Source organism: Pseudomonas sp. TH39(2020), from assembly GCF_016650715.1.
Classification (GTDB): domain Bacteria; phylum Pseudomonadota; class Gammaproteobacteria; order Pseudomonadales; family Pseudomonadaceae; genus Aquipseudomonas; species Aquipseudomonas mandelii_C.
On the sequence record NZ_JAEKFF010000007.1, the window covers coordinates 151,910 to 177,669 of the forward strand.

The 25,760-nt window shown below is 60.7% G+C and carries 22 protein-coding genes; 8 read left to right on the forward strand and 14 right to left on the reverse strand.

From position 1 onward, the window contains the following. From lnt to miaB, 5 genes are all read right to left on the reverse strand, one after another. Positions 1-1,524, reverse strand: a complete 1,524-nt coding sequence (gene lnt, locus JFU47_RS21070) for an apolipoprotein N-acyltransferase (RefSeq protein ID WP_201187302.1) — start codon at positions 1,522-1,524, stop codon at positions 1-3. 276 nt (positions 1,525-1,800) lie between these two features. Then, complete coding sequence (locus tag JFU47_RS21075) at positions 1,801-2,640, reverse strand: HlyC/CorC family transporter (protein WP_008152854.1); 840 nt, start codon at positions 2,638-2,640, stop codon at positions 1,801-1,803. A gap of 5 nt (positions 2,641-2,645) precedes the next feature. Further along, positions 2,646-3,140 carry an rRNA maturation RNase YbeY gene (gene ybeY, locus JFU47_RS21080; RefSeq protein WP_201185428.1) on the reverse strand — a complete coding sequence of 165 codons (495 nt, stop codon included), beginning with the start codon at positions 3,138-3,140 and terminating at the stop codon, positions 2,646-2,648. Further along, a complete protein-coding gene (locus JFU47_RS21085; RefSeq protein WP_123367708.1) occupies positions 3,133-4,137 on the reverse strand; it encodes a PhoH family protein in 1,005 nt (334 codons plus the stop codon). Before JFU47_RS21085 ends, ybeY begins: the two co-directional genes overlap by 8 nt. Before the next feature lie 201 nt (positions 4,138-4,338). Next, a complete protein-coding gene (miaB, locus tag JFU47_RS21090; protein WP_161990840.1) occupies positions 4,339-5,673 on the reverse strand; it encodes a tRNA (N6-isopentenyl adenosine(37)-C2)-methylthiotransferase MiaB in 1,335 nt (444 codons plus the stop codon). 134 nt (positions 5,674-5,807) lie between these two features. Between miaB and JFU47_RS21095 the strand changes: the two genes are divergently transcribed. Further along, positions 5,808-6,137: a DUF1820 family protein gene (locus JFU47_RS21095; RefSeq protein ID WP_007894425.1), complete on the forward strand. Its 330-nt coding sequence runs from the start codon at positions 5,808-5,810 to the stop codon at positions 6,135-6,137. A 137-nt stretch (positions 6,138-6,274) separates the two neighbouring features. Here JFU47_RS21095 and JFU47_RS21100 read toward each other — a convergent pair whose 3' ends face one another. From JFU47_RS21100 to JFU47_RS21115, 4 genes are all read right to left on the reverse strand, one after another. Further along, entirely contained in the window at positions 6,275-6,829 is a 555-nt protein-coding gene (locus JFU47_RS21100) for a tetratricopeptide repeat protein (RefSeq protein WP_046048719.1), read from the reverse strand. 224 nt (positions 6,830-7,053) lie between these two features. Continuing rightward, positions 7,054-8,337 carry a glutamate-1-semialdehyde 2,1-aminomutase gene (gene hemL, locus JFU47_RS21105; protein ID WP_123367710.1) on the reverse strand — a complete coding sequence of 428 codons (1,284 nt, stop codon included), beginning with the start codon at positions 8,335-8,337 and terminating at the stop codon, positions 7,054-7,056. A gap of 15 nt (positions 8,338-8,352) precedes the next feature. Next, positions 8,353-8,976, reverse strand: a complete 624-nt coding sequence (thiE, locus tag JFU47_RS21110; RefSeq protein ID WP_140680905.1) for a thiamine phosphate synthase — start codon at positions 8,974-8,976, stop codon at positions 8,353-8,355. A gap of 32 nt (positions 8,977-9,008) precedes the next feature. Beyond that, positions 9,009-9,806 (reverse strand): hydroxymethylpyrimidine/phosphomethylpyrimidine kinase, encoded by a 798-nt coding sequence (locus tag JFU47_RS21115; protein WP_008152868.1) that lies wholly within the window; start codon positions 9,804-9,806, stop codon positions 9,009-9,011. 428 nt (positions 9,807-10,234) lie between these two features. On the opposite strand from JFU47_RS21115, the gene JFU47_RS21120 reads away from it, so the two are divergent. The 4 genes from JFU47_RS21120 (at position 10,235) to JFU47_RS21135 (ending at position 16,722) form a co-directional block, all read left to right on the forward strand. Next, positions 10,235-12,619 (forward strand): hybrid sensor histidine kinase/response regulator, encoded by a 2,385-nt coding sequence (locus JFU47_RS21120; protein ID WP_201185430.1) that lies wholly within the window; start codon positions 10,235-10,237, stop codon positions 12,617-12,619. Positions 12,620-12,693: 74 nt separating this feature from the next. After that, positions 12,694-14,340, forward strand: coding sequence for an acyl-CoA dehydrogenase family protein (locus tag JFU47_RS21125; RefSeq protein ID WP_201185433.1), 1,647 nt, complete (start codon positions 12,694-12,696; stop codon positions 14,338-14,340). Between the two features lie 169 nt (positions 14,341-14,509). After that, a complete protein-coding gene (amn, locus tag JFU47_RS21130; RefSeq protein WP_178082705.1) occupies positions 14,510-16,009 on the forward strand; it encodes an AMP nucleosidase in 1,500 nt (499 codons plus the stop codon). A gap of 71 nt (positions 16,010-16,080) precedes the next feature. After that, positions 16,081-16,722 (forward strand): pseudouridine synthase, encoded by a 642-nt coding sequence (locus JFU47_RS21135; RefSeq protein ID WP_242485151.1) that lies wholly within the window; start codon positions 16,081-16,083, stop codon positions 16,720-16,722. Here JFU47_RS21135 and JFU47_RS21140 read toward each other — a convergent pair. Together JFU47_RS21140 and JFU47_RS21145 are read right to left on the reverse strand one after the other, a co-directional pair. Next, positions 16,717-16,926, reverse strand: a complete 210-nt coding sequence (locus tag JFU47_RS21140) for a DUF2788 domain-containing protein (RefSeq protein ID WP_123367715.1) — start codon at positions 16,924-16,926, stop codon at positions 16,717-16,719. The two genes, JFU47_RS21135 and JFU47_RS21140, sit on opposite strands and share 6 nt — an antisense overlap. 197 nt (positions 16,927-17,123) lie before the next feature. Beyond that, entirely contained in the window at positions 17,124-17,603 is a 480-nt protein-coding gene (locus JFU47_RS21145; RefSeq protein ID WP_007937367.1) for an Lrp/AsnC family transcriptional regulator, read from the reverse strand. A 447-nt stretch (positions 17,604-18,050) separates the two neighbouring features. Between JFU47_RS21145 and JFU47_RS21150 the strand changes: the two genes are divergently transcribed. Then, on the forward strand, positions 18,051-19,100 hold the full coding sequence (locus JFU47_RS21150; protein WP_201185435.1) for a DUF6515 family protein: 1,050 nt from the start codon (positions 18,051-18,053) through the stop codon (positions 19,098-19,100). On the opposite strand, the gene JFU47_RS21155 is transcribed toward JFU47_RS21150, so the two are convergent. After that, a complete protein-coding gene (locus tag JFU47_RS21155; RefSeq protein WP_140680917.1) occupies positions 19,094-19,990 on the reverse strand; it encodes a cation diffusion facilitator family transporter in 897 nt (298 codons plus the stop codon). The genes JFU47_RS21150 and JFU47_RS21155 overlap by 7 nt on opposite strands. Before the next feature lie 29 nt (positions 19,991-20,019). Next, complete coding sequence (locus tag JFU47_RS21160; protein WP_008152885.1) at positions 20,020-20,439, reverse strand: hypothetical protein; 420 nt, start codon at positions 20,437-20,439, stop codon at positions 20,020-20,022. Positions 20,440-20,548: 109 nt separating this feature from the next. On the opposite strand from JFU47_RS21160, the gene hrpB reads away from it, so the two are divergent. Then, the gene (gene hrpB, locus JFU47_RS21165; RefSeq protein WP_201185437.1) at positions 20,549-23,068 is read left to right on the forward strand and encodes an ATP-dependent helicase HrpB; all 2,520 of its coding nucleotides are present in this window, start codon (positions 20,549-20,551) and stop codon (positions 23,066-23,068) included. A 44-nt stretch (positions 23,069-23,112) separates the two neighbouring features. Here hrpB and JFU47_RS21170 read toward each other — a convergent pair whose 3' ends face one another. After that, entirely contained in the window at positions 23,113-24,033 is a 921-nt protein-coding gene (locus tag JFU47_RS21170) for a LysR substrate-binding domain-containing protein (protein ID WP_123367840.1), read from the reverse strand. Positions 24,034-24,258: 225 nt separating this feature from the next. Here JFU47_RS21170 and JFU47_RS21175 point away from each other — a divergent pair, with 225 nt between their 5' ends. Continuing rightward, positions 24,259-25,752: an aldehyde dehydrogenase family protein gene (locus tag JFU47_RS21175; RefSeq protein WP_201185446.1), complete on the forward strand. Its 1,494-nt coding sequence runs from the start codon at positions 24,259-24,261 to the stop codon at positions 25,750-25,752. Positions 25,753-25,760: the final 8 nt, after the last annotated feature.

Below are 25,760 nucleotides of genomic sequence, written 5' to 3' on the forward strand. Positions count from 1 at the left end.
CTAAACGGTCTTGGCCATCCGGCTAGCCACCAACGCCCAGCCAAACAACAGCACGCAAACAATGATCAGCGGCCACGAACGCCATTGCAGATAAGGCGTCAGGTTGTGCATGGGCACCACTTCACCGTACAAAATGCCACGTTCAAACTGAGGGATCTGTACGGTGATCTGACCGAACGGGTTGATCAAACCGGTCACGCCGTTGTTGGTGGCTCGGATCATCCAGCGACCAGCCTCCAGCGCGCGCATCTGCGCCATTTGCAAGTGTTGCAGCGGGCCGATGGACGTGCCGAACCAGGTGTCATTGCTGATGGTCAGCAGCAGATCGCTACGCGCCGCAAGGCTGGCGGCGAATTCCGGGTAAACCACTTCGTAGCAGATGAACGGCGCAATTTGATAACCCTTGGCCTGCAGCATCGGCTGATCAGCCGGGCCACGGGCAAAGTCCGACATCGGCAGGTCGAAGAAGGCGATCAGCCCGCGCAGCACGTCCTGCAACGGAACATATTCGCCAAACGGCACCAGCTTCTGTTTGAGGTAAGTGCCATCGCCTTCGCCCACGACGGTGATGCCGTTGTAGAAACGCTTCTGGTGATGGACTTCCTCGCGAATCGGTACACCGGTAATCAGTGCGGACTTACGCTCTGCTGCGAAGCTTCCCATCATGTTCAGGTAGCCCTCGGCGGACTCCTTGAGCACCGGGATGGCCGTTTCCGGCCAGATCAGCAAGTCGACCCGTTTCGAGTTGAAACTCATGTCGCGGTACAGCGCCAATTGCGCGTTGAGCTGCGCCGGGTCCCACTTCATGCTCTGTTCGATGTTGCCCTGAATCGCCGCGACACTCAGCGGCGCACCCGCCGGGGTTGTCCAGGCGTGTTCCTTGAGCGCCATGCCGGCCACCCAAGGGCCGACCAGCAGCAACACACCCGCGACGATGAAACCTTTGCGGCCGGTGCGCACCAGACGCAACGCGTTGTAGATCAGCGCGGCCGTCAGGGCCAGAGTGAAGGAAATCAGCCACATCCCGCCGAGCGGTGCGAGCCCGGCCAACGGGCCGTCGAGCTGACTGTAGCCGGAATAAAGCCAGGGAAAACCAGTCAGGAACCAGCCGCGAAAGGCTTCCTGCCCGACCCACAACGCCGCAAACGCCAGGGCGTCGGCCAGCGGCGCTTCGTTACGGCGCAGCCAGCGCGCCCAGATCCAGGCGGGCAGGGCGAAGAACCAGGCAATTGCCGCCGTGAAGATCAGCATCAGGAAACCGGCCAGCAGCACCGAAGCGCCGCCGAAGTGGTGAATGCTGTAGTAGATCCAGCTGGTGCCAGCGCCAAACAGGCCGAAACCGAAACACCAGCCACGGCCCAGGGCCTGACGGGGGTTCAGCTCGCGTAAGCCGGCATAGAAGAAACCGACCGCCAGCAGTGCCAATGGCCAGATATCGTACGGCGCCAACGCCAGGGTGGTGATTGCACCGGCCACCACGGCCAGCAGGTTACCGGGCCAGCCGGGGCGGGTCAGACGATGCAAGGGGTGTGTCATCAGCTATTTCCTGTATCGCGCCGGGTCTGCTGTTACGCAGGGCAAGGCGCGAGGAGTGTGGTTTGGTTTTTCAAATGAGCGACGAGTAACGCAGCCCTGCGTAACAGCAGGCCCGGCCCTTCGGGTTGCGCCTGAAAGCGGGCCATTCTGCGTTGCAGTCCTTGGAAAGGGAATGCCATTCCCTACGGACTGCGCCTTGCCTGGCCCGCTTTCAGGCGCAACGCGATACAGGAAATAGCTGATGACACACCCCAATCCTTAGAATTACCGGGCAATGGGTGTCAGGCGCAGCAGGTGAATCCGACGGCTGTCAGCGTTCAAAATGCGGAAGCGATAAGGGCCGATTTCAGTGATTTCGTTGCGTTTTGGCAGGTGCCCGAACGCGCTCATCACCAGACCGCCGACAGTGTCGAATTCGTCATCGGAGAATTGGCTGTCGAAGAATTCGTTGAAGTTCTCGATCGGCGTCAGGGCCTTGATCAGGAAGTCACCGCTGGGCAGCGGCTTGATGTAGCTGTCTTCTTCGACGTCATGCTCGTCTTCGATGTCGCCGACGATCTGTTCCAGCACGTCTTCGATGGTCACCAGGCCCGCCACACCGCCGTATTCGTCAATGACGATGGCCATGTGGTTGTGGTTGGCGCGAAACTCGCGCAGCAGCACATTCAGGCGCTTGGACTCGGGAACGAAGGTGGCCGGGCGCAGCAAGTCCTTGATGTTGAAGCTGTCGCCGTTCTCCTTGAGGATCAACGGCAGCAAGTCCTTGGCCAGCAACACGCCCATCACGTCATCGTGGCTTTCGCCGATCACCGGGTAGCGGGAGTGGGCCGAGTCGACCACGGCAGGCAGGAACTCGCGGGGTGTCTGGGTCGCCTTGATGCTGATCATCTGCGAGCGCGGGACCATGATGTCCCGTACTTGCAGGTCAGCAACCTGGATGGCGCCTTCGACGATGGCCAGTGCTTCGCTGTCCAGCAACTTGTTTTGGTGCGCATCGCGCAGCAGCTCCAGCAGCTCCTGGCGGTTCTTCGGCTCGTGGGCAAAAGCCTGGGTGAGCTTACCCAGCCATGACTTTTGCCCGTTGCTCGATCGATCTTCGCTCATAGCGATTACTCTGAATCCTTTGTTGTAACGATAGGGGATGTTTCGGTTTCGTCGTCCGCGTAAGGGTCGGGATAGCCCAACTCTGCAAGCAACGTTCGTTCCAGTGCTTCCATTTCTTCGGCTTCATCGTCATCTATATGGTCGTAACCAAGCAGATGCAAGCAGCCGTGAATGACCAGATGCGCCCAATGGGCATTAAGAGTTTTGCCTTGTTCGGCGGCTTCGCGCTCGACCACCGCCACGCAGATCACCAGATCGCCCAGCAGCGGGATGTCGAGAAACTCGTCGGGCACATCGGCAGGAAACGACAAGACGTTAGTGGCGTAATCCTTTTGCCGCCAGGTGTGGTTCAGCTCGCGACCTTCCTCTTCATCGACCAAACGGATGGTCATTTCAGAGTCGGCTGTGCGCTGGCGCAGCGCCAGTTCGCACCATTGGCGGAACTCGGCTTCGCTTGGGGCAGGCGTTTTGGTAGCCAGTTGCAGATCAAGCTCAAGCATCGTGGCGTTTGTCCTTTGGCGCTTCGTCGGCGACCCGGTTTTCGAAGCGCTCGTAGGCTTCGACGATACGTTGCACCAGCGGATGGCGCACGACGTCCTTGGGCTTGAAGTGGGTGAAGCTGATGCCTGGCACGTCTTTGAGCACTTCGATCACATGGTGCAGCCCGGACTTGGTGCCTTTCGGCAGGTCGACCTGGGTGATGTCACCAGTGATGACTGCAGTAGAACCGAAGCCGATCCGGGTCAGGAACATCTTCATCTGCTCGACGGTGGTGTTCTGGCTTTCGTCGAGGATGATGAAACTGTTGTTCAAGGTGCGACCGCGCATGTAGGCCAACGGCGCAACTTCGATCACCTGACGCTCGATCAGCTTGGCGACGTGTTCGAAGCCGAGCATTTCGTAGAGTGCGTCGTAGAGCGGGCGCAGGTACGGGTCGATCTTCTGCGACAAGTCACCGGGCAGGAAGCCGAGCTTTTCGCCCGCTTCAACCGCCGGACGCACCAGCAGGATGCGGCGAATCTGCTCGCGTTCCAGCGCGTCTACCGCGCAGGCAACGGCCAGATAGGTCTTGCCGGTACCGGCCGGGCCGATGCCGAAGTTGATGTCGTTACCCAGGATTTCCTTCACGTAGCGCAACTGATTCAAGCCGCGAGGGCGAATCATGCCTTTTTTGGTGCGCAGGGCGACGGAGGGTTCGGAGGGGGAGACGTTGTCCAGCTCTTCGACGGCCGATTCCTGCAGGAACAGGTGAACCATGTCCGGCGACAGCTCGGTACCCTTGGTTTCCCGGTACAGGCGGCGCAGGAGGTTTTCCGCGGAGGTGGTGTGCTTGGGCTCGCCGATCAGTTCGAACTGGTTTCCGCGGTTGCGGATCTCGATGGTCAGGCGCTGTTCGATCAAGCGCAGATGCTCGTCAAATTGCCCGCACAGATTGGCGAAGCGGCGAGCTTCAAAGGGCTCGAGGATAAAACGATGTGGTTCTATGGGTGCGTTCAAGGTCGTATTTAGCCGCCCTGGGGTAATTAAGATGAAATCAAGGATAACGCCAGTGGCCTGGGTGCGAAAGGTCTTAAATAATCCAGCACCAAACACCGTCCCTTGTGGGAGCGAGCCTGCTCGCGAAGAGGGCATGTCAGTCGACATTAATGCAGCTGACACGCCGCCTTCGCGAGCAGGCTCGCTCCCACAGGGGGATATTTAGTATTGCGTAATGAGCGAGCCCCGCAGCGAGTGCGGTTGTGCGGCGTCGATATGCACATCGGCGAACTGACCAATCAACGTCGGATTGTCGCAGCGGAAATTGACGATGCGGTTATTCTCGGTCCGGCCTTGCAGTTCGCCAGGGTCTTTTTTCGAATAATCGGTCACCAGGATCCGCTGGATCGAACCTACCATTTGTCGGCTGATCTCGAAACCTTGCTGATTCAGGCGATGTTGCAGGGCGTTCAGGCGTTCTTTTTTCAGCGCTTCCGGCGTTTCGTCGGCCAGATCGGCGGCTGGAGTGCCCGGGCGCTGGCTATAGACGAACGAGTAGGAGAAGTCGAAACCGACGTCTTCGATCAGCTTCATGGTCTGTTCAAAGTCTTTTTCGGTCTCGCCCGGGAAGCCGACGATGAAGTCCGAACTGATGCAGATCCCCGGCACGGCGGCACGCAGCTTGCGCAGTTTGGATTTGTATTCCAGCGCGGTGTGGTTGCGCTTCATCGCCGCCAGGATTCGGTCCGAGCCCGACTGCACCGGCAAGTGCAGGTGTTTGACCAGTTCCGGCACGTCGGCGTGGGCCTGGATCAGGCTGTCGGAGAACTCCAGTGGGTGTGAGGTGGTGTAACGGATGCGGTCGATGCCATCGACGGCGGCCACCACCCGGATCAGCTCTGCCAGGTCAGCCAAACGACCATCATGAGTGGTCCCGCGATAGCCATTGACGTTCTGCCCCAGCAGGGTCACTTCGCGCACGCCGTTTTCGGCCAGGTGCATGATCTCGGCGATCACGTCATCGAAGGGTCGGCTGACTTCTTCGCCACGGGTGTAAGGCACCACGCAGAAGGTGCAGTACTTGCTGCAGCCTTCCATGACCGACACGTAGGCGCTTGGGCCATCGATGCGCGGCTCGGGCAAGTGGTCGAATTTTTCGATTTCCGGAAACGAGACGTCGACTTGCGGCAGCTTGGTAGCGCGGGCGGCGTCGATCATTTCCGGCAGGCGGTGCAGGGTCTGCGGACCGAAGACCACGTCCACGTAAGGGGCGCGGTCGCGAATGGCAGCGCCTTCCTGGCTGGCCACGCAACCGCCGACGGCGATGACCATGTCCGGGTTGGCCAGTTTCAGTTCGCGCCAGCGGCCCAGTTGGGAGTACACACGGTCCTGGGCGCGTTCGCGGATCGAACAGGTATTGAGCAGGATCACGTCGGCATCTTCAGCGCGAGCGGTGACTTCCAGGGCTTGATGTTCACCCAGCAGATCAACCATGCGCGAGCTGTCGTACTCGTTCATCTGGCAACCGTGGGTTTCGATGTAAAGCTTCTTGGCCATGGACAGAGTCATCACGTGATTCAAAGAACCGCGCATTATAGGGAACATGACCCAAGGTTCCTACCGCTGTGCGTCCGGTGGCTATGCTATAGTTCGCGCCCTCATTTTTATCCCCGATGTGTTGCTCGCCCACCATGACCAAACGTGAAGCTCCAATCTACAAGGTGATTTTCCTCAACCAGGGCCAGGTGTACGAAATGTATGCCAAGCAGATCTATCAAAGTGATCTGTGGGGCTTCCTGGAAGTGGAAGAGTTCGTCTTTGGCGAGCGCACGCAAGTGGTCGTCGATCCGAGCGAAGAGAAGCTCAAGGCTCAGTTCGAAGGCGTTGTGCGCAGCTTTGTGCCGATGCATTCGATCGTGCGGATCGACGAGGTCGAGCGCCTTGGTACGCCGAAAATCAGCGAAGCCCGCGGCGCGGTCGGCAATGTCATGCCGTTTCCGATGCCGATGCCTGAGAAGTAAGCCTCAAGACCGAGTCGCCCCCTTCGCGAGCAGGCTCGCTCCCACAGTGAATCTCTGGCGTTCACAAATATTGTGTTCACAAGATCAATGTGGGAGCGAGCCTGCTCGCGAAGGGGCCAGTCAGATTGACGCAGGATTCAGGGCAGGGGCGAGAACGGCGTACGCCCATCGGCGCTCTGCAATTCCATCAGATATTTACGGAAGATTTGCCCCAACACCTGGGTAGCTACTTCCAGTTCTTCGCGGGGCATTTTCTCGGCGACTTCGTCGGCGGTGTCCAATGCTTCTTCAGCGCCGTTGACCGCAGCCATTTTCAGCACGATATACGCCTGAACGTTATTGGCCGGTACGCCTTCGCCGTGGAAGAACATGGTGCCGAGTTTGAACTGCGCCTGGGCGTGGCCTTGCAGCGAGGCCTTTTCGAAGTAGGCCAAGGCTTTTTTGAGGTCGCGCGGCGTATTTTTGCCGTCGTAGTAGAACTCACCCAACTCGTATTGCGCTTGCGCATCCCCTTCATCCGACGCTTTCTGGCAGGCGGCGAGAGCCTGTGCCAGGTCTTGCGGCTGAGTATTGAGGGTGCAACGACCCATCGCTGGGATTAACAACGAGTTGCCGCCTGCTTGTGCGAGCGCGAGCAGGGGCTGAAGGAGCAACAGGCAGCCCAAGGCAAGGGCGCGGCCGGTGCGGTTCATGGGAATCGACTTACCTCTGAAGGGCGCGCGGACCCATCGAGGGATCCAATAAGCGCGCATTATGAAATAAGCAGGGCCAACCTTACAAAGTCTTTACTCGTTTTTCTGCTGCGCGGGGAATATATCGCCCACTTTGCTGGGGATTTTGAGCAGAAGCGCAGGAATAAGGGCTGGAATGCAGGTAAAAGCTGACGCTGGCAACCGCCAACGTCAGCGGCACAGTGTTATTTCAATGCAGCAAATGCGCGCTCGGCGGCATCCAGCGTCAGTTTCAGTTCGGTTTCGCCGTGGGCGATCGAGGTGAAGCCGGCTTCGAAGGCGCTCGGCGCCAGGTACACGCCGCCTTCGAGCATCAGGTGGAAGAAGCGCCCGAACAGGGCGGCGTCGCTGGCCATTACGTCATCGAAGGTCACGATGTCGTCGGCACCGCTGAAGTACAGACCGAACATGCCGCCGGCCTGTGTGGTCACGAACGGAATGCCAGCGGCATCTGCGCGTTGTTGCAGGCCATCGAGCAGGCGACTGGTGTAGTCAGTCAACTCTGCGTGGAAGCCCGGGCGGCTGATCAGGCGCAGGGTCGTCAGGCCGGCCGCCATGGCCAACGGGTTACCCGACAAGGTACCCGCCTGATAGACCGGGCCCAATGGCGCGATGCACTCCATGATCTTGCGTTTACCGCCGAAGCAGCCAACCGGCATGCCGCCACCGATGATTTTGCCGAAGGTGGTCAGGTCTGGCGTCACGCCGTAGTGGGCTTGTGCACCGCCAAGGGCGACACGGAAACCGGTCATCACTTCGTCGAAAATCAGCACCACGCCATGCTTGTCGCACAGAGTGCGCAGGCCTTCGAGGAAACCTGGCGCTGGCGGTACGCAGTTCATGTTGCCGGCCACTGGCTCGACGATGATGCACGCCACGTCCTGGCCGACTTCGGCGAGCATGGTTGCTACGGCGTCGATGTCGTTGAACGGCAGGGTCAGGGTGTGCTTGGCGAAGGCCGCCGGCACACCGGCCGAGCTCGGCACGCCTTGGGTCAGTGCGCCGGAGCCGGCCTTGACCAGCAGACTGTCGGAGTGGCCGTGGTAGCAGCCTTCGAACTTGATGATGCTGTCGCGGCCGGTGAAACCACGGGCCAGACGGATAGCACTCATGGTTGCTTCGGTGCCGGAGCTGACCATGCGCACCATTTCCATCGACGGCACGATCGAGCAGACCAGATCAGCCATCTGGGTTTCCATCTCGGTCGGCGCGCCGTAGGACAATCCGTGCTCAAGCTGTTTGCGCACGGCGTCCAGCACGTCCGGGTGGCTGTGGCCGAGAATCATCGGCCCCCAGGAACCGACGTAATCCACATAACGCTTGTTGTCTTCGTCCGTGACGTAGGCGCCTTCAGCGTGTTTGAAGAACAACGGCGTGCCGCCCACGCTTTTGAATGCGCGAACAGGAGAGTTCACGCCACCGGGAATGTGTTTCTGGGCATTGGCAAACAGCGTTTCGGAACGAGACATGATCGGGCTCTCAAATCAGATTTTTAGTAATTCGTTGAATGCGCGGGCGCGGCGTGTCACTTCAGCCGTGCTCTCGGCGCCAAACAGGCCATGGACCACCGCCAGCAGATCGACCCCGTGGGCCACCAGTGGCGCAGCGTTTTCCAGGGTGATGCCGCCAATCGCGCAGATCGGCAGGTGCAGTTTGCTGCGGGCCTGGTCGAGCAGTTCGAGGCTGCAAGTCGGTGCGCCGGGTTTGGTGTTGGAGTTGAAGAAACGACCGAAAGCGACGTAACTGGCGCCTTCCTTGGCCGCTTGCTCGGCAAGTTCGAGTTGCGCGTGGCAGGTCGAGCCGATGATCGCCTGGCGACCGAGCAGTGCCCGAACCGGCATCAGCGGGCCATCGGTCTGGCCCAGGTGCACGCCGACGTTCAGGCGTGCAGCGAGTTCGGCATCGTCGTTGATGATCAACTGGGTCTTGTAGCGTTCACACAGATCGCGCAAGGCTTCGGCCTCGCGCAAACGGCGGGCCTCGTCGCTGCTCTTGTCGCGGTATTGCAGCAGGGTGACGCCGCCTTCCAGCGCCGCCTCCACGTACGAAAGAAATTTACCTGCCAGCAGCTGGCTATCGGTGATGGCGTACAGGCCACGTAGCTTCATCGGGCAATCCTTTTTGCTTTACGCATGGACAGTTACGAACAGAAATCCAGCGGCAGGCGGCGCGGCACGAACTGGCCTTTGCCCAACTGCTCCGCATCACGCAGGGTGCGCCACGTGTAGTTAAGCGCGGTCTGCACGGCACTGGCGAGATTTTCGCCGAGGGCCAGACGACCGGCGAGGGCACTGGCCAGCGTGCAACCCGAGCCGTGATAACTGCCGGGCAAGCGCTGGCAGGTGAAGGTTTCGCGGTGACCGTCGCGGCTGTACAGGCGATTGTGGATTTCGTGTTCATCGCCATGGCCGCCGGTGATCAGCAGGTGTTTGACGAATGGCAGGAGTTTTTCAGCGCACTCGTCCGCGGTGCCTTCGGGCAGTTCGGCGAGGATGCGGGCTTCGGGAAGGTTTGGGGTGGCGATGATCGACAGAGGCAGCAGGCGCTCGCGCATGGCGTAGCCGACTTCGTCCTTGCCCAGGCGTCCGCCACCACCGGCGCGCAGCACCGGGTCGCAGACCACCGGCAAATGCGGGTGCGCCGACAACAGTTCGACCACGGTATCGACCATTTCCAGGGAACCGAGCATGCCCAGTTTCACCGCCGCGACCGTCGAGTCGTTGAGCACGGCATTGGCCTGAGCCAACACCCACTCACGGTCGAGGACGCGGAAGTCAGTGACGTTGACCGTGTCTTGCACGGTCAGGGCGGTGACGGCCGGGGCCGCATGACAACCCTGAGCGAGCAGGGCTTCGATATCTGCCTGCAAGCCGGCGCCACCACTTGGGTCGTGGCCGGAGAGACAGAGGACAACGGGGCGAGAGCTGTAGATATTCATGGTGCGCGAGCTTACCACCAAACATCGTTTTTCGGGTGCCCCCAGCGAGTCATGACGCGGGCCCATGTAGCAGCTGCCGAAGGCTGCGTTCGGCTGCGCAGCAGTCGTAAAAACTGAACACTCGGTCTGCCTGATACACCACAGCGACTGACTTCACGACTGCTACGCAGCCGAACGCAGGCTTCGCCAGCTGCTACAGGGAATAGGGCGTTGTCACAATTTGACTGGGTAAACAGCTCTAGCCCAAAGCGTGGAGCTGGAACGCCCGTGCTAGAGCCTTTGTAGGAAAAATTTCAATGGTGTTCAATGGCCACCAACGGCTATGCTAGAGTGGATCCAAACCAATAACAGGTAATACCGGTTTTACGTCTACTCAAAAGGAATGAGGGGCTTCCTGAGATAACCGGACAGGCCACGCTGGGGCTTAAATGCGCTATTTGCTGATGTTGCTGTTGTGCTTGCCCCTCATGGCGAGTGCAGTCGAATTCGACGAATTCACTCAAAGCCTTCCCCTGGGCCGAACCTTGCAAGTGTTCGAAGACGTGGGCGGTCAGGCGACCATTGCCGATGTCCGTGCACAGGCCGCGGCCGGAAACTTCAAACCCCACGACAAAGCCACCCTCAACGCCGGTTACTCGCGTTCAGTGTTCTGGCTAAAAATCGACCTGCGTTACCGCCCGAACAACCCCGCGGTGCAACGCACCTGGTTACTGGAACTGGCCTATCCGCCCCTTGATCACATTGATCTCTATTTGCCCGATGCGGCCGGTGGCTATCAACTGGCACGCCAGACCGGCGATGCCTTGCCGTTCGACAGTCGCGAAATCCGCCAAAACAACTATTTGTTCGATCTGAACTTCACCCCTGATCAAGCGCAAACCCTGTACCTGCGCCTGCAGAGTGAAGGGTCGATCCAGGCGCCGGTCACCTTGTGGTCGAGCACTGCCTACCTGGAAGATCAGCCAGCCCGACTGTATGTGCTGGGGCTGATCTACGGCGTATTGCTGGGAATGCTGGTGTACAACCTGTTCATCTATCTCAGCGTGCGCGATACCAGCTACCTCTATTACATCTTCTATATCGCTTCGTTCGGCTTGTATCAGTTGTCAGTGAACGGCGCGGCCGTGGAGTATTTCTGGCCGAACAATCCCTGGTGGGCCAACGCCGCGACACCGTTTTTCATCGGTTGCGCAGGCCTGTTCGGCAGCCAGTTCGCGCGCAGCTTCTTGCAGACGGCGACCCACAGTCGTTGGCTCGACCGCTTGCTGCTGGCGTTGATTGCGTTTAGCGCAGTGGTTGTCGGGTTGTCGTTGATGACCAGTTACGCTCTGGCCCTGCGCCTGGCGACGGCGCTGGCACTGATCTTCACCGTAGTGATTTTTGCCGCAGGGATTTTCGCCTGGCTGCGTGGCTTGCGAGTGGCGCGTTATTTCATTATTGCCTGGTCGGCGTTTTTACTCGGCGGCATCGTCAACACCCTGATGGTGCTGGGTTACCTGCCAAACGTGTTCCTGACCATGTATTCCAGCCAGATCGGTTCGGCGATTGAAGTGGCGCTGCTGTCCCTGGCACTGGCCGATCGCATTAACGCCATGCGCGAGCAACAGGCACAGACCCTGTTCGATGCCGGTCAAACGCTTGAAGTGCTGAACCAGCAACTGGCTCGCAGTAACAAGCTCAAGGACGAATTCCTCGCCACCCTGACCCACGAACTGCGTACGCCCATGAACGGAGTGATCGGTTCGCTTGAGCTGATGCAGACCGTCGAGATGGACCCGGAGCTGGAGCAATATCAGCAAACGGCCGCCGGTTCCGCGCGAGACATGATGCGCATGGTCAACGGCATCCTCACCCTGACGGAGTTGCAGGCCGGCAAGCTCAAGACCTATCCGGCCGTTTTCAGTTTGCGCGGCGTGGTCGAGGCTTTGCGCCTGCAGTTCGAGGGCAACGCGTTGAGCAAGTCGCTGGACTTCAAAGTCGAGGTCACGCCGGGACTGGCGGATCGCTTGCACGGCGACAGCGCCAAGTTGGCGCAATGCCTGGAATGCCTGCTGGATAACGCGATCAAGTTCACTCGGATTGGGGGACTGGCGCTGCGGGTGACGGGTAAACCCGTGGCGCCCGACCGACTGGCGCTGTCCTTTGCGGTGATCGACACCGGCATCGGCTTCACCGATCTGGGGGAGGCGACACTGTATCAGCGGTTCTTCCAGCTCGATGGCTCGATGACCCGTGAATACGGCGGTCTGGGCGTCGGCCTGGCGATCTGTCGGCAACTGGTCGAACTGCTCGGTGGAAAACTGACCCACCGCTCCGAGCCGGGTCGTGGCAGCCGCTTCCAGCTCGACGTCGAGTTCGAACTGCCCGTGGTGGAGCGGCCGCCAGTGCCCCTGATGAACCGGGAGTTTCCTCGCCTGCGACTGCCTCAGGACTGCACCGTACTGCTGGTTGATGACAACAGCATCAATCAGTTGGTGATGCGCGGCATGTTGCTCAAGCTGGGGTTCCGGGTGCGTTCCGTCGACAACGGGGCTACCGCGCTCGATCACTTGCAGCGCGAAACCTTCGATGCGGTATTGCTCGACTGGCAGCTTCCATCGCTGGATGGCACGTCCCTCTGTTGCCAGATCCGCGCGTTGCCGGGCTGCGCCGAACTACCGGTATTCGTGATTGCCTTGAGCATTGATCGGGAACGCTGCCCGACCGGTGCCTTGATCGATTATCTGAACAAACCGGTGAAATTCGAGGACCTGCAGGCAGCGCTCTATCGCCGGGTGCTGTGCCCAAGGCAAGGCGAAAGCGCCGACAGTTAGGCGGATATGACACTTTGTTCGGCCGGGGGGCGGTGCTTAACTGAAGTTCCTTGGCTGACCAAAGGAGCCCCGTCATGAACCTGCATCAGTTCGCCGAAACCCACGAAGTCACCAACCAGCCACCGTCGCTGGACGGCGCCAACCTGTATCGCATCGACCTGCCGTTGCAGGAGTGGTCGCGGCGTTTCGGGGCCGGGTGGGCCGAGTCGCGGATCGACGCTTACGGCGCACTGGCCGGCGGGCCGCTGATGGAAGCGGGGTTCCTGGCCAATCAGAACAAGCCGGTTTTCAGCAGCCATGACCGTTACGGCCATCGCATCGACCTGGTGGAGTTTCACCCGGCTTATCACGAACTGATGCGCACGGCGGTCGAGCACGGCCTGACCTCATTGCCTTGGGCGCATCCGCAGCCCGGCGCCCACGTCGCCCGCGCTTCCATGACCTACCTGCACAGCCAGGCCGAGGCCGGTAGTGGTTGCCCGCTGACCATGACCTTCGCCAGCGTCCCGGCGATGCGCCTGCAAGCGGATCTGGCGGAGCAGTGGCTGCCGAAAATCCTCTCTACCGAATACGACCCGCGCAACGTCGGCATGGCCCACAAGGCCGGGGTCACCATCGGTATGGCCATGACCGAGAAACAGGGCGGCACCGACGTGCGGGCCAACACCACCAAGGCTTATCCGGTCGGCGCCAGTGGTCCGGGCCAGGCGTATGAACTGGTGGGCCACAAGTGGTTCTGTTCCGCGCCGATGTGTGATGCGTTCCTGACCCTGGCCCAGACTGACAAGGGGTTGACCTGTTTCCTGCTGCCGCGCCATCGCCCGGACGACACGCGCAATCAGTTCTACATACAGCGCCTGAAGAACAAACTCGGCAATTGCTCCAACGCGTCCAGCGAAGTGGAGTTCCGTGGTGCGCTGGCGTGGATGGTCGGCGAGGAGGGACGGGGCGTTCCGACCATCATCGAAATGGTCGCCATGACCCGCTTCGATTGCATGGTCGGCTCCAGTTCGCTGATGCGCCAGGCCTTGACCCAGGCCAGCCATCACTGCGCTCACCGCAAGGTCGGCGGCAAATTGCTCAGCGAACAACCCTTGATGCAGAACGTACTGGCCGACCTGGCCCTGGAAAGCGAAGCCGCCCTGGCCTTGAGCCTGCGCATGGGCCAGGCGCTGGATCATCTGGATGACGTCCATGAAGCCAAATTCGCGCGGCTGGTCACGGCGGTAGGCAAGTACTGGATCTGCAAACGCGCGCCCGGGATGATCAACGAGGCCGCCGAATGCATGGGCGGCGCCGGTTATGTTGAAGACAGCATCCTGCCGCGGTTGTACCGTGAGGCACCGGTCAATTCGACGTGGGAAGGTTCCGGCAACGTGCAATGCCTCGACGTGTTGCGAGCGTTGTCGAAGGAGCCGGGTGTGCTCGACGTACTGTTCAGTGAATTGGGCGATGGTCATGGCGACAAGCGCTTGGCCGCACACATCACTCAATTGCAGGCGGCCTTTAAAGATACCAGCGACATTCAATACCGCGCCCGCCAGCTCACCGAAGACATCGCCTTGGGCCTTCAGGCCAAGCTGTTGCTGGAGGCGGGCAACGCGGCCGTCAGTGATGCTTTCATCGCCAGCCGCCTCGGTTCCGCTGGTCGGGTGTATGGCGCGTTGCCACGTGGGCTGGAGGTGGAGGCGATTGTTGCGAGGTCTACGCCACTTCTATGATCGACACCGATCCACTGTGGGAGCTTGCTCGCGATGACTGTTCAACATTCAACAGTTATGTCGACTGTCATACCGCTATCGCGAGCAGGCTCGCTCCCACATTGGATCTAGGGTGGACTTGGCATTTGTGTAGCAACCGCTGTTCCCGTGAAGCGACGATACAGGCAAGATGAAGGCCTGCAAGTCAGAACACAGGATGCTGATCGTGACCGAAGCTTTTATTGTCGTTCAAACCGCCGAGCAAGCCGTGGACCGGCTTGCGCTCTTGCACAATCGTGCAACCACCGCGCTGAACCAGGCGCTCAAGCGTTACCTCAAGGATCGAGTCGAACCGGACGCCGAACAGCGTGCGATGTTTCGTTATCCCGAACTGCGTCTGACCTACCTCTGCCAGGGCGAAGTCCCACAGACTACTCGCGCCTACGCCAAGGTTCAGTTGCCAGGGACCTACAGCGTCACCGTCACTCATCCGGCGGCCTTCCGTAAATACTTGCTGGAACAACTGGTGCCGTTGATGCACGACTTCACCGTCACGGTGGAAGTCGGCATCAGCCAGCAAAACATTCCTTATCCGTACGTGGTCGAGCAGGGCGATGAGCTGGCCGGTTCCGGCGTCACCGCTGCCACGCTGGCGCGGGTGTTCCCGAGCACCGACCTGTCCGCTGCCACCGACGGGATCGCCGATGGTTTGTATGACTGGGAAAACACCGATCCGTTGCCGCTGGCGTTGTTCGACGCGGCCCGGGTGGATTTCTCCCTGCGTCGTCTGGTGCATTACACCGGCAGCGACTGGCGTCATGTGCAGCCATGGATTCTGCTGACCAACTACCACCGCTACGTTGATCAGTTCATCGTCCATGGCCTGGAACAGTTGCGTAGCGATCCGCGTTTCGTGCGCATGGTCTTGCCGGGCAACGTGATCATCGAAAAGAGCATGGACCACGGCGAAGCCTCGGCGATTGCCGCCGGTGTGGTTTGGCACCGCTATCAAATGCCGGCCTATCACCTGATCGCCACCGACGGCCACGGCGTGACCCTGGTGAACATCGGCGTCGGCCCGTCCAACGCCAAGAACATCACCGACCACCTGGCGGTGCTGCGTCCGCATTGCTGGCTGATGATCGGCCACTGTGGCGGCTTGCGTCAGTCGCAGACGATTGGCGATTACGTGCTGGCGCACGCCTACATGCGCCGCGACGGGATTCTCGATCGGGTTGTGCCGCCGAATATTCCAATTCCGGCCCTGGCCGAAGTGCAAATGGCGTTGCAGCAAGCGGCGGCCAATATCACCGGTGAGAAGGGCGACGAACTGAAAAAACGCCTGCGCACCGGCACCGTACTGACCTACGACGACCGTAACTGGGAATTGCGCTGGGCTCAGGAGCGTCCGCTGATCAACCTGTCTCGCGCCGTGGCGGTGGACATGGAAAGCGGCACTATCGCGGCGCAAGGTTATCGCTTGCGGGTTCCGTACGGCACGTTGCTTTGTGTGTCGGACAAACCGTTGCACAGCGAAATCAAACTGCCGGGTTCGGCCAACGCCTTCTATGAGCGTGCGGTCAGCCAGCATTTGAAGATCGGTATCGAGGCGGTGGATCTGTTGCGCACCGAACTCAACTCGTTGCACTCGCGCAAACTGCGCAGCTTCGACGAGCCGCCGTTCCGGTAATAGTTGTCATGGTCATTTAGCGGTCAGGGCACTAGCATTAGCAGCCCTGACCGTTAGATGTTCCTTTTCCCATGTCTCGTCCTCAACGTCCCGTTTCCCGCCGCCCTGGCGTGAAACCTGCGCCATCGTCCTCAGCCCCGCGCCGTGTCGCCAAACCGCCGCCGGCCGAGCCAAAGCTGATTCTGTTCAACAAGCCGTTCGATGTGCTGACGCAATTCAGCGATGGCGAAGGGCGGGCGACGCTCAAGGATTACATCGAGATTCCCGGGATTTATCCGGCAGGACGGCTGGACCGCGACAGTGAAGGTTTGCTGCTGCTGACCAACGATGGCCAGCTTCAGGCGCGGATCGCCGACCCGAAACACAAACTGGCGAAGACCTATTGGGTGCAGGTGGAAGGCGAGCCGAGTGCCGAGCAATTGCAGCGTTTGCGCGATGGCGTGGAGCTGAACGATGGCATGACCTTGCCCGCCGAGGCGCGGCAACTGGATGAGCCGCAGTTGTGGCCGCGCAATCCGCCGGTGCGTTTTCGCAAAAGCGTGCCGACCAGTTGGCTGGAATTGGTGATTCGCGAAGGGCGAAACCGTCAGGTGCGGCGCATGACCGCGGCGGTTGGCTTGCCGACGTTGCGTCTGGTGCGGGTCAGAATCGGCGACTGGACGATCGAAGGGCTCGATCAGGGCCAGTGGAAGGAAGTGCCTGCGCGTTTATAACGTGCCGGATTCGATCAGGCCGATGACCACGCTTTTGATCACGAACGCGGCCACGCCCAGACCGAGTACAAAGAACAGGATGAACGAGCCAAAGCGGCCGGCGTTGGACTTCTTCGCCAGATCCCAGACGATGAAACCCATGAAAATGATCAGAATGCTGACCAGTCCGGTCATCATCCACTCTTCGAATACGGCAGGATCCATCGAACATCTCCAGCGCGGGCGGGGCTAAAAGGCGCTGGAGTATACGCCACGGGGAATTGGCGGAGTATTGACCTGCGTCGGTGTGTCGCAGTCATTCGTCGCCTGGGCTGGCCCCTTCGCGAGCAGGCTCGCTCCCACAAGGGATCTTCAGTGCCTGTGAGATCACTGTGGGAGCGAGCCTGCTCGCGAAGGCGTCCTCAGCTACGCAAATGAGTCAGTGGCAGCTCAGTACTGTTCAATACCTGGTTCAACACAAAACTCGACCGCACACTCGTCACCCCTTCAATCCGGGTGAGGTGTCCCAGCAGCAATTTTTGATAATGGTCCATGTCCGGCACAACGACCTTGAGCTGATAGTCGGCATCCATCCCGGTCACCAAACTGCATTCCAGCACCTGCGGCAACGTACGAATCGCCGCTTCGAAGTTTTCGAAACGCTCCGGGGTATGGCGGTCCATGCCGATCAACACGTAAGCCGTCAGGCTCAAGCCGAGCATCTTGCGGTCCAGCAGAGCCACCTGGCGGGAGATATAACCGTCATCTTCCAGCTGCTTGACCCGCCGCGAGCATGGCGAAGGGGACAGGCCGATGCGTTCGGCCAGCTCCTGGTTGGAGATGCGCGCGTCACGCTGCAATTCCGCCAAAATGCTCAGGTCGTATCGGTCGAGTTTGCTCATCAATCAGGCCTTTGTCATAACTATTGCGGTGGATTATCTATCCAGGGTTAAAAATTGCGCAAGTGATGTTTATTTGAGCAATCTTCGCAATCCTCTGCCGGCGCCGCGAGCCTATTCTTATCACCAGAATCACTGCTCGGACAAACAGTCCAGTGCGGCTCGCCCAATCAGGCCAGCTGCGGTCGCCACCCCCACCGGGGATGAGCCGGCCCCCGAGCTACACACTGTCCAGAAGACGGCGTGAGGTGAGCCGACGTCAAAAGCGTCGAGCACGGACGAAGTTCTCAAAGGGAGGCCGACGGGTCTCCCTTTTCTTTTGCCCGCGATTTTTCATGCCTTTGGAAAGTGTCCCTCAATAAATAAGTTGCGCGACTGATAACCTGTTGCAGAACCGGCCTGTGCTTTCCCAGTCTTACGTACAGGCCCTAACCCGCAGTGAGGAAAAGCATGAAGTCGCGCATCTGGCGTTTGGCCGGTGTTGGTTTGCTGTGTGTAAGTGTCACTGCGCAATCGCTGGCAGATGAGCCGCAAAACCGTGGCCCCGATGGCGGGCAACGCGGCTCGGATGGCCATCAGGGAAACAATCAGGGCCACGGCGGCAATAACCAGCCGCGCCCGCAGAACAATCCGCAGCAGAACCAGCCGCGTGCGCAGAATAACGACATCATTCGTGGCGACAACAGTCGCCAGTTCGAGCACAACGGCCAGAATCAGAACGACGGACAACGGCAGAACCGTGCGCAGCACGACTACAACAATCCGGTTCGACCACCGCCGCCACCGCCGCAACTACCGGCCAATGACCTGCCGATTCAGGGCCGGCCCGACACCGTGCGCCAGACCCAGCAGCCGCAGCGTGGCTACTATCAGGACGTGCCGCGACGCAACGATAACAACCCGCATTGGCAGAACAACGGTCCGCGTCCCGATGACCATCGCTGGGCCGGTCGCCCGGATGGGCATGGTAATGGCTGGGGACCTGGCCCGCAGTACCGTCCCGGTCATGTAATCGATCGCTTCCCCGACCGTGACTACCGTGTGCCGTACCGTGGTCAGGATTACTTCTACTCCGGCGGCTACTGGTATCGCCCACAAGGCCCGCGCTACGTGGTGGTTGAGCCACCACGCGGGATTCGCGTCAGCTACTTGCCCGATTACGCGCGTGAAGTGTGGATCGGTGGTGCGCTGTTGTTCCTGGCGGCCGGTGCTTATTACGCCTATCAGGAAAGCACTCAGGATTACGTCGTGGTCGAGCCGCCCGTACAACCGCAGCCGCAACCGGTCAGCAATGGTTATGACGTGGTGGCGTATCCGGCCAACGGTCAGTCGCCGGAGCAGGTCAGCCAGGACGGTTACGAGTGCTATCAATACGCGGTGCAGCAGAGTGGCTTCGATCCGCGCACGGCCACCTACCAGCCGGACCCGTCGGTGGTGCAAGCCTACCGTCAGGCCCAGGGCAACTGCCTGAGCAGTCGCGGTTATCAGGTTTCTTACTGAGTCCTGTCTGCCAGCACCACTTCCTGCGGGTCGGCGTGCACCAGCACTTCGGCTCGCGGATAAGCCGCGTGAATCGCATCGGCGGCTTGGTCGCTGATGCCGTGAGCGACTGACAGGGTCAAATTCCCCGGCAATTCCAGGTGCAACTGCACGAACCACTGGTTGCCGGAAACCCGCGTACGCAGGTCGTGCGCCCCCAACACTCCCGGTACGCTGCAGGCCAGTTCGAGCATGTGCTGGCTGACGTCCGACGGCAGCTCTTCATCCATCAGCACCGTAAAACCTTCCCGGGCGATCTGAATCGCGCTCCAGAGAATGTAGGCGGCGATCCCCAATCCGAACCAAGGGTCGACCTGATGCCAGCCAAACCCGGCGAGTATCAGCGCCACCAGAATGCTGCCGTTGAGCAGCAGGTCCGAGCGGTAATGCAGGGAGTCGGCGCGCACCGCGTTGGAACCGGTGGCCTTGACGACCCGATGTTGCAACATCAGCAGGGCGACGGTCAGCACCAGGGAAAACACAATCACCCCGATACTGATCCACGGCGCCCCCACCGGTTCCGGGTGTTTCAGTCGATCAATCGCCTGCAAGGCAATCAGCACTGCACTGCCGCCAATGAACAGCGCCTGAGCCATGCCCGCCAGCGACTCGGCCTTGCCGTGCCCGTAACGGTGATCATCGTCGGCCGGACGCAAGGCGTAATGCACCGCGAGCAGGTTGAGCAGCGAGGTGATGCCGTCGAGCGCGGAGTCGGTCAACCCGGCGAGCATGCTCACCGAACCGCTCAACCACCAGGCGATCGCTTTGGCGACGATCAGCGTGCACGCCACTGCCACCGAGGCACGGGTCGCCAGCCGCAGCAGGCGGGCATGTTCGGAGCTGGAGATCATAAGTGCGGCTATTCCTTTAAGTGCATGGATTACGCGGCAGGTTGCAGGCCGAACATGGCCAGTTGCTGCGCACTTCCCTTGTGCTGGATCAAGCGCGGGTCATCCAGTGGGAAACTGCGGCCCAGTTCGGTTTCGAGAATAGTCTGCAACTTGTGGTTATCGACCTTGCCGTCGGCGCCGATGGCTTCCTTGAGTTTTTCCGGGGCCACCTGAGCGGTCTCGCCCGGCGCGTAGTAAATCGCGCCAGTGGCGAAGTCCACGGCAAACGCGATCAGGCCAGGGATGATGTAGAACAGCAGGCCCACGGCATCGAGCGCGGCGATGGCCGGGTCGATCTTGCCGTCAATCTGACCACGACGGTCAGGATAGAAAATCGATCCGCAAGCGGTCACCTGGGTCAGCAACGTCGCGACCAGTACACCGCCAATCAAGCGAAAGGGAACACGCATATGAAATCTCCTGGGTAATTTCAAAACGAAAGGACGCCTGTATGAATTAGGACCGTCATTAACGCCGAGCAGTTCGCCGTTATACTCGCCGCTCTGTTTTGGAGCCAGCATGATTTCTTTGCCGATTGATGAAGTTTTACCCGCCCTGCGTGAAGCCTTGGCTACACGCCACGAAGCCGTGCTCGAAGCACCGCCCGGCGCCGGTAAAACCACGCGCGTGCCACTGGCCTTGCTCAACGAGCCCTGGTTGGCCGGGCAGACCATTCTGATGCTTGAACCGCGCCGTTTGGCTGCGCGGGCGGCGGCGGAGCGTCTGGCCAGTGAGCTGGGCGAGAAAGTCGGCGAAACCGTCGGCTATCGCATTCGTCTCGACAGCAAAGTCGGCCCCAACACCCGCATCGAAGTGGTCACCGAAGGGATTCTGACTCGACGCTTGCAGGACGACCCGGCGCTCGAAGGCGTTGGCCTGCTGATCTTCGACGAATTCCACGAGCGCAGCCTCGACGCCGATCTGGCGTTGGCCCTGAGCCTGAATGGTCGCGAGCTGTTTCGTGACGATCAACCGCTGAAAATCCTGTTGATGTCGGCAACCCTGGAAGGCGAACGCCTGGCCGGGTTGCTCGATGACGCGCCGATCCTGCGCAGCGAAGGCCGCATGTACCCGGTGGCGATGCGCTGGGGCCGACCGTTCCAGCCCGGTGAATTCATCGAGCCGCGTCTGGTGCAGACCATTCTCGAAGCCTTGAACGATGAAACCGGCAGCGTGTTGGTGTTCCTGCCGGGGCAAGCGGAAATCCGTCGCGTGCATCAGCAACTCGCCGATGCACTGGGCGATAGCACACAGGTTTTGCTCTGCCCGTTGCACGGTGAACTGGACCTCGCCGCCCAACGCGCAGCGATCGATCCGGCCCCCGCCGGCAAACGCAAAGTGGTGTTGGCGACCAACATCGCCGAGACCAGCCTGACCATTAATGGCGTGCGCGTGGTAATCGATGCCGGGCTGGCGCGGGTGCCACGTTTCGACCCCGGCAGCGGCATGGCCCGCCTCGATACTCAGCGTATTTCCAAAGCCAGTGCCACTCAGCGCGCGGGCCGGGCAGGGCGGTTGGAACCGGGTGTGTGTTATCGGTTGTGGTCGCAGGATCAGCATGAACAATTGGCGGCCTACGCCAGCGCGGAAATCCTCTCGGCGGATCTTGCCGGATTAGCGTTACAGCTCGGCCGCTGGGGCGTGACACCGGGGCAATTGGTGTGGCTCGACGTACCGCCCGCGGCCGCTTATGCACAGGCTCAGGACCTGCTTGATCGCCTGGGCGCATTGGACGGCGAAGCGCTGACCCGTCACGGTCAGGCCATGGCCGAACTGCCGGCGCATCCACGTATCGCGCATTTGCTGTTGCGCGGTCAGGCGCTCGGCTTGGCCAACATGGCCTGCGACGTCGCGGCCTTGCTCGGCGAGCGAGATATTTTGCGGGGCGCCGGGGCGGATCTGCACAGCCGATTGGTGCTGTTGTCCGGCGAAGAACGCGCCACACGCGGCGCTCAGGGCGGCGTGCAACGTGCCCGGCAATTGGCGCGGCAGTATCGCGGTTACCTGCGGGGTAAAGCGTCGGAACCGGTCAGCGATCCGGATCATCCGCGCTGGCTCGGCGCGCTGTTGGCGTTGGCCTATCCCGACCGCGTTGCCCAGCAGCGCCGGGCCGGTGGCGCGGAGTATCGTTTGGCCAATGGCCGTGCGGCGTTGTTTGCCGAGGCCGACAGTTTGATGAAGCAACCGTGGCTGGTGATCGCCGATCTCGGCAGCCGTCAGGGCCAGCGTGAAGAACGCATTTATCTGGCGGCTGATTTCGATCCGGCGCTGTTCGATTCAGTGCTGGCCGAACAGGTGCGCTGCGTCGATCAACTGGATTGGGACGAGCGCGAAGGCGTGTTGCGCGCCGAGCGGCAGCGCAAGGTCGGTGAGTTGATCCTCAGCCGCGAACCCTTGACCGGCCTTGATGAAAGCGCCCGGACTCAGGCGCTGGTCAATCTGGTGCGACGCAAGGGTCTGGAGCTGCTGCCGTGGACCCCGGAGCTGCGTCAATGGCAGGCGCGGGTGGCGTTGTTGCGGCAGTTGGATCTCGGTAGCAAGGGTGAGAGCGAATGGCCAGATGTCAGCGACGCCGCCCTGCTAAAAAGCCTCGAACATTGGCTGATGCCGTATCTGGGCAAAGTCTCGCGGCTCAGTCACTTCGCCAATCTGGACCTGTCGAGCATCGTCCATAACCTGTTGCCGTGGCCGCTGCCGCAGCGGCTCGATGAGCTGGCGCCGCATCATTTGAGCGTGCCGTCCGGTTCGTCGATTCGTCTGGACTACAGCGAGCAGCCACCGATTCTGGCGGTGCGGTTGCAGGAGTTGTTCGGCCTGGCCGAGACCCCGCGGATTGCCGGCGGCCGGCAGGTGGTCAAACTGCATTTGCTGTCGCCCGCGCGGCGGCCGGTGCAGGTGACACAGGATTTGGCGAACTTCTGGCGTAGCACGTATGCCGAGGTGAAGAAGGATTTGAAAGGGCGGTATCCGAAGCACTACTGGCCGGATGATCCGCTGGTGGCCGAGGCAACCGCGCGGATCAAACCCCGTAAAAGCTGAAGCGCTGATCGTTCCCACGCTCTGCGTGGGAACGATCATAAGCGCTAGGTTCTGGTCCCGGCCTTGGCGGTGAGCTGCTCCCGACAGTAATCGGCAAACAGCTGCGCCGGTTTGGTCAACTGCCCGCGCTTCAACCACGCCGCCACCAGCCCTGAGCCGGTGACGTCTTCGACGATGTCCACGCACACCACTTTCTGGCCGTCATAGGTGCATTCCGAGTGCGGCCGGGTGACCAGGATCGAGAAGCCGAACCCTTGCCCGACCATGCCCCGGACCATCTCGATCGACGGTGAGCTGAAGGCAATATTCGGCGTCAGCCCCAACTCTTCGAACAGGCTGACGAAGTAGGTCCGGCTCGGTTGCACGTCCAGCAAAATCATTGGCTCCAGGCACAGATCACGCAGCGACACTTGCTTGAGCTGAGCAAAGCGATGATCCGCCGGCAGCAACGCATAAGGCCGCTGCGCCGGCATCAGGGGTTCGGTCTGGATGGTGGCGTCGAGGTCGTGTTCATACAGGATCGCCAGGTCGAAGGTGCCCGAGGTCAGGCCTTGCACCAGCTCTTGCTGTTCGCCGTCGCGGATACGGATTTTCACCCCCGGATACAGCGCCGAGAACCCGGCAATCAACTGCGGCAGGTACAGCGGCGCGACCGTTTCGAAGCAACCGATATCGATTTGCCCGGCCACCACGTCGTTGTCGGCGAGGGCGTTCTGTTCGAACTCCTTGGCCATGCGCAGCAGTTCCTGGGCCTTGCGGTAGAAGCGTGCGCCGCTGGGGGTCAAGGACACGCCTTGGGCGTGATGCCGGATCAGCAGTTGCACGCCGAAGCTGTCTTCCAGGCCTTTGATCGCCGTGGAAATCGCCGGTTGGGCGATGTATAGCTTGCGCGACGCCTCGGCGACGCTGCCGCATTCGACGGTGGTGATGAAGTACTTCAATTGACGCAGGTTATAGGCAGCCACGGCAAACCTCGGGGTGGATGATGTCGACATCCAGGCAATTTTCGCGCCGACTGCATCCGTTCTGACGACGGTGTTGTTGTGCCTGAACAATAACCACATACCGCGCCACCGGGGAGATCGGCTGCCCAGTTTTTTCATGGTCTGCGAAGACATTTTTACTATTTTTCCTCGACACAGGCCTGGGCCACCATCCAATCCACAAGAAAGCCCATGGAGCATCTGAACGTGTTCGAGCTTACATTCTGGCAAAACAAAGCCGCTGCGCTGCGGTTTCCCGATCAGGCCGTAATCGACGGCAGACCCTGTGCGGCGCAGTCGGGGCAGACCTTCGCCGCGATCAATCCCGCCACCGGCCAGTGCCTGGCCAACGTGGCCGCGTGCGGCGATGAAGACGTGGACGCCGCGGTGCGCAATGCGCGGCAAGTGTTCGAGGCCGGAACCTGGTCGGCGCGTTCGCCGAATGAGCGCAAGCAAGTGCTGTTGCGCCTGGCCGATCTGATCATGACCCACCGCGAAGAACTGGCGCTGCTCGATTCGCTGAACATGGGCAAACCGGTGATGGACGCCTACAACATCGACGTGCCGGGCGCCGCCGGGGTGTTTCGCTGGTACGCCGAAAGCCTCGACAAACTCTATGACCAGATCGCCCCTAGCGCACAGAACGTGCTGGCGACCATTACCCGCGAAGCGCTGGGCGTGGTTGCTGCCGTGGTGCCCTGGAATTTCCCGCTGGACATGGCCGCGTGGAAACTCGCACCGGCGTTGGCAGCGGGCAATTCGGTGATCCTCAAACCCGCCGAGCAGTCACCGTTTTCCGCCCTGCGTCTGGCCGAGCTGGCGCTGGAAGCCGGGCTGCCGGCAGGCGTGTTGAACGTGTTGCCGGGGCTGGGCGAGCAGACCGGCAAAGCCCTCGGTCTGCATCCGGACGTCGATTGCCTGGTGTTCACCGGCTCCACCGAAGTCGGCAAATATTTCATGCAGTACTCCGCGCAATCGAACCTCAAACAGGTGTGGCTGGAGTGCGGCGGCAAGAGCGCCAATCTGGTGTTTGCTGATTGTCAGGACCTCGACCTCGCTGCAGAGAAAGCTGCGTTCGGGATCTTCTTCAATCAGGGCGAAGTCTGCTCGGCCAACTCGCGGTTGCTGGTGGAACGGTCGATTCATGACGAGTTCGTCGAGCGCCTTAAAGTGCAGGCCGAACGTTGGCAACCGGGTGATCCGCTGGACCCGTCGAGCCGCGCCGGGGCGATTGTCGACAGCCGCCAGACGGCACGCATCATGAAGTTCATCCAGCAGGCCGAACGCCAAGGCGCAACGAAGCTCTGCGGCGGTCGACAGTCGATATTCAACGGCTCCGACAACTTCATTCAGCCGACGATTTTCACCGGCGTGAGCCCGGATATGCCGCTGTTTCGCGATGAAGTGTTCGGCCCGGTGCTGGCGGTCACGGCGTTCGATGACGAAGCACACGCCTTGCAACTGGCTAACGACAGCGTCTACGGTTTGGCCGCGTCGCTGTGGACCGACGACCTCAACCGCGCCCACCGCGTGGCGCGGCTATTGCGGGCGGGCACGGTGTCGGTCAACAGCGTCGATGCGCTGGATGTGACTGTGCCTTTCGGTGGCGGTAAACAATCCGGTTTCGGCCGCGACCTGTCGCTGCATTCATTCGATAAATACACCCAGTTGAAGACCACCTGGTTTCAGCTGCGCTCATAACAGCCGCT